Genomic DNA, 3852 nt, shown 5'->3' with positions numbered 1-3852 from the left:
GATCAGAGACAAACAGTAATTTGATATTCGTGCTCGCAGCAACAGGAATTTGTGCTCAATGATCGATGCTGTCCGTTTAGTTCGCGGGGTCTGATATTGCTACCACCATAAAGATTTACGACTTACCCATTCCCCTGTTCAATTTCAATTATGGAAAGATAACGATGATACAGTAACTAGGTAACTACTGGATGGAATTATTTTCATGCGAATTTGTGACCCTTCGGGTCATGTAAGTTTAGTTCCACCCAAGTAGTCGGCAGTCTTAACCCGATAAGAAGAGGAGGATAGTCACATGAAACCTTTTCTCTCTACCTTGCTTTTTCTGACCAGACTCCCCTTTCCCCATTCAACGGATGCCAATTTTGCTATGAAGGCTAGCCTTCCTTTTTTTCCAATCGTTGGACTTATCATTGGATCAGCCGTCTATTTCGCTGATCTATTGCTGCAGATTTTTTTTCCTTCTACGATTGTTGCAGCTCTCTTATTGATCATTTTGTTTTTTATGACCGGCGGTCTTCATACCGATGGATTGATAGATATGGCTGACGGTTTATTAAGCCATCGTTCGAGGGAGCAGATGTTGTCCATTATGAAGGACAGCAGAGTGGGAGCCATGGGAGCAACCGTGGCCATTCTTTATTTTTTATTAAAATGGTCTGCCTTAAAGGAAATTCCAGCTGTATGGAGATTTGAAGTTCTAATCACCATGCCAGTGATCAGCCGTTTGGCTATGGTTTGGGCTATTTCCTTATGGCCATATGCCAGAAAGAAAGGCATGGGAAGTGCCTTTAAAGCCGAGGGGAAATGGCCAGTTTTTTTAGCTACCCTTATTTCATTGGTTTTAGTATACCTGATTTGGAAATGGACAGGGGTTCTAGTCATGGGTTCAGCTCTGCTGTTCACATTCCTGTTAGCTTCTTTAATCTCAAGAAGATTGGGAGGACTAACCGGAGATATTTATGGCGGGATCAATGAACTGATAGAATTGTGGGTGTTACTGGTTGGGCTGCTTTTGTTCAATCAATAATGGGGTGATCACTTTGCCAATGCAAATCATGTTAATCAGACACGGAGAGACCAGATGGAATGAGGAGAACAGGTACATTGGATTAACCGATCTTCCCTTATCTGAGAAGGGAAGAGAAACGGTTCAGCATACCGCGGGTTACCTGAAAAAGAAGCTTGGGAAAAATCCGATGGCTTTTATTTGTTCAAGCCCTATGAAACGTGCCTTGGAGTCGATGACGTATATCTTGAAAGAATTGGAGCTGTCTGATGATCAAATACAGGTCCATGATTGGCTGGGCGAGTTTGATTTTGGAAGATGGGAGGGGTTAACCTATGAACAGGTAAAGGGTCATTTTCCCAGCGACGTTTTTCGATTTTATCTGAATCCACGAAACTATAAACCCACTGGAGCAAAGGAGAATCAATCTGATTTTGAAACCAGACTCTTACCCGAGTTCAAAAAGGTATGTGATCAAATAAAAGATGGGGAAACCGCAATGGTTGTCACCCACGGGGGCGTGATCCGCACGATTCTTACCATTCTGATTCCCGGTACTTCCGTGTGGGACTGGAAAATCAAACCAGGGTCAATCGTGACGGTATCCTATGATCAGCATCAATCTGAACTGAGTGAAATTTGGTCGCCAGGAGAGGAGGATCAGCGTGGCTAAAAGCATAATGATTCAGGGAACAGGCTCTGATGTAGGCAAAAGTGTCATTGTTACTGCTTTATGCCGCATTTTTAAACAGGATGGGTACCGGGTAGCCCCTTTTAAATCACAAAATATGTCCAATAACTCCTACGTGACATCAGACGGAAAGGAAATTGGAAGAGCTCAGGGAGTTCAGGCAGAAGCAGCAGGGATTGAGGCTATCGTTGAAATGAATCCGATACTGATTAAGCCATCAGGAGATCATCATTCACAAATTGTCTTGATGGGACGGCCCTTACATACGGTGAATGCTGTTCAGTATAGAGAGGAATATTTTGAAATCGGAAAAAAGGCGATCATTGATTCCCTGCATCACCTTCAACAACAGGTTGATTTTCTTGTCATTGAAGGGGCGGGAAGTCCTGCAGAGATTAATTTGAATGACAGGGAACTGGTTAATATGAGGGTGGCCCGTTGGGCAGATGCTCCTGTCATTTTGGTGGCGGATATTGACCGTGGCGGAGTGTTTGCTTCTATTGTGGGTACATTGGACCTGCTTCATGACGAAGATAAAAAACGTGTGGCCGGTGTGATTATCAACAAATTCAGGGGAGATCTGTCCTTGCTGCAGCCGGGAATCGAATGGTTGGAAAATTATATTCAAAAACCGGTACTTGGCGTGATTCCATTTCTTCCTTCCCTGGAAGTTGAGGCGGAAGACGGGGTAGTGTTGGAAAGGAAGGGAGCACCAAGGGAGTATGCTGGTGAATCTATTGGAATAGCGGTGATCAGGAACCCCAGAATTTCCAATTTTACAGATTTCTACGCTTTGGAATTGGAACCAGATGTTTCTGTTTATTATGTGTCACATCCCACCCAACTGGGGAATCCCGATGCGATTATTCTACCTGGTACGAAGAATACCATTGAAGATTTAAAATGGCTAAGGGATTCGGGACTGGAAGATCAGATTTTGAAAGCAATCAAACATAGAAGAGTAGAACTGGTCGGGATTTGCGGCGGATATCAAATGCTGGGTGAATTGATTCAAGATCCTCTAAACATTGAATCATCCATGGGTGAAATAATAGGTTTTAACCTATTGCCCATTGTCACCACGTTTCATGAGATTAAAAGAACGGTTAAAATCATGGGAAAAACCAATTCATTCCCCTTATGGAAAGATCTTTCCAATCAACTGGTCCACGGCTATGAAATCCATATGGGACAATCAGTTTATACAAAAGAATGCAACAAACCTTTTCTTATTATAGAAGAGGATGGACAGACACATTTTGATGGAGCTGTGTCAGAGGAAGGAAATGTATGGGGTACCTACATCCACGGAATATTTGACAATGATGCATTCCGCAGAGGATGGATCAATCGGATAAGGAGGAAGAAAGGACTTGCTGCTGTTGAAATCATGGTAAATACAAAGGAAAGAAAAGAAGAATCCTTTAACCGTCTGGCTGATCATGTGAGAAGCTGCCTTCAAATGGGAAAAATATATGAATTGATTTTTTCTTAATTTATCATGTGATGATTATCACGTTGCTTTCCTGCAAAGAATGTTATGATAGAGACAGCAGGGAGATTATGATCCAGGTCATTATCATGGAGGTGCAATCCAGATGACGTCAGAACAATTTATCACATGTGAACAATGCGGAAAATTGTATGAAGGCAACGAGATAGGGAAACACTGGATTTGCGGTGATTGCAAAGTTGATAAGAAAACGGATGACCATGAAAAGAAGGCAATTCTTAAAGAAAAGTAGTTTAGGAGCGCGAACTAAACATACATGACCCGAAGGGTCACAAATTGATATGAAAAGGTATTTTCATATCAAAGATTTACACGTCCGCAACTTGAGTTCGGCGAAGAAGTTATAAAAGTTCGCTTTGTGACTAAAGAACGGAGCCCTCAAAAACATCTGGGTATTTCAAAGATGGAGTCAGTTTGAGGGCTAATTCCCATTCTTCAGTCCCGCATCTTCGTACGAACTCAAAGGCTGTCCTTAGTAAATTCTTTGATATGAAAATAATTCCCTCCCGGGTCATACTGATCTAAAAATGTCAAGTGCTTGGTATCAATTTCCAGATAAAAATGGGTATAGGGATGCCCGGGATAATCGTTGTAAATGTTTCCAGTAGTTATGATGCAGTATTCTTCTGAACTTCGTAT

5 protein-coding genes are annotated in these 3852 nt (G+C 42.1%); 4 read left to right on the top strand and 1 reads right to left on the bottom strand.

Features of this window, described 5'->3' with window-relative positions; translation table 11 throughout:
- Nucleotides 1-295 precede the first annotated feature (295 nt).
- The 4 genes from cobS to L1765_RS15640 all read left to right on the top strand — a co-directional run bounded on the left by cobS (nucleotide 296) and on the right by L1765_RS15640 (nucleotide 3445).
- Nucleotides 296-1030: an adenosylcobinamide-GDP ribazoletransferase gene (gene cobS / locus L1765_RS15655; RefSeq protein WP_236408423.1), complete on the top strand. Its 735-nt coding sequence runs from the start codon at nucleotides 296-298 to the stop codon at nucleotides 1028-1030.
- 19 nt (nucleotides 1031-1049) lie between these two features.
- Complete coding sequence (locus tag L1765_RS15650; protein ID WP_236408425.1) at nucleotides 1050-1682, top strand: histidine phosphatase family protein; 633 nt, start codon at nucleotides 1050-1052, stop codon at nucleotides 1680-1682.
- Complete coding sequence (locus L1765_RS15645) at nucleotides 1675-3195, top strand: cobyric acid synthase (protein WP_329610070.1); 1521 nt, start codon at nucleotides 1675-1677, stop codon at nucleotides 3193-3195. Before L1765_RS15650 ends, L1765_RS15645 begins: the two co-directional genes overlap by 8 nt.
- Nucleotides 3196-3298: 103 nt before the next feature.
- Nucleotides 3299-3445 (top strand): hypothetical protein, encoded by a 147-nt coding sequence (locus L1765_RS15640; RefSeq protein ID WP_236408422.1) that lies wholly within the window; start codon nucleotides 3299-3301, stop codon nucleotides 3443-3445.
- A 227-nt stretch (nucleotides 3446-3672) separates the two neighbouring features.
- On the opposite strand, the gene L1765_RS15635 is transcribed toward L1765_RS15640, so the two are convergent.
- On the bottom strand, nucleotides 3673-3852 hold a 180-nt coding region (locus L1765_RS15635), incomplete at its 5' end, for a hypothetical protein (RefSeq protein WP_236408261.1).

This window comes from Microaerobacter geothermalis (assembly GCF_021608135.1).
Lineage (GTDB): Bacteria > Bacillota > Bacilli > DSM-22679 > DSM-22679 > Microaerobacter > Microaerobacter geothermalis.
The sequence above is the reverse complement of the archived record's forward strand: the minus strand, read 5'-3'. Positions and strand labels throughout refer to the sequence as shown.

Excerpts from the sequence above, each read along its gene's own strand:
- cobS (WP_236408423.1), top strand. The coding sequence starts at position 296 with ATGAAACCTTTTCTCTCTACCTTGCTTTTTCTGACCAGACTCCCCTTT.
- L1765_RS15650 (WP_236408425.1), top strand. The coding sequence starts at position 1,050 with ATGCAAATCATGTTAATCAGACACGGAGAGACCAGATGGAATGAGGAG.
- L1765_RS15640 (WP_236408422.1), top strand. The coding sequence starts at position 3,299 with ATGACGTCAGAACAATTTATCACATGTGAACAATGCGGAAAATTGTAT.